At 67.7% G+C, this 288-nt stretch carries 1 protein-coding gene; it reads left to right on the top strand.

The genetic code is table 11. From position 1 onward, the window contains the following. Positions 1-288, top strand: a 288-nt coding sequence (locus C7C46_RS33360) for a P-loop NTPase family protein (RefSeq protein ID WP_484421965.1), incomplete at both ends; no start/stop codon positions are given.

The following is a 288-nucleotide window of genomic DNA, read 5'->3' as shown; positions in this document are numbered from 1 at the left end:
GTCGTCATCGCCCGCGCCCTGGCCACCGAACCGCACGTCCTGGTCGCCATCCGCCCCACCAACGGAGTCGACGTCAAATCCAAAGAATCCCTGCTCGCCACCATCCGCCAGGTCGCCGACCGCGGACGCACCGCACTCATCGTCTCCGACGAACTCGACGACCTGCGCGCCTGCGACCGCGTCATCGCCATGTTCCACGGCCGGATCGTCGCCGAATTCACCCCCGGCTGGCGCGACGAACACCTGGTCGCCGCCATGGAGGGCATGACCCTGCGTTCCGCAGTTGAT

It is taken from the genome of Streptomyces tateyamensis (assembly GCF_003205575.1).
In the GTDB taxonomy this organism is placed as follows: domain Bacteria; phylum Actinomycetota; class Actinomycetes; order Streptomycetales; family Streptomycetaceae; genus Kitasatospora; species Kitasatospora tateyamensis.
This window is presented reverse-complemented; position numbering and strand designations above follow the sequence as displayed.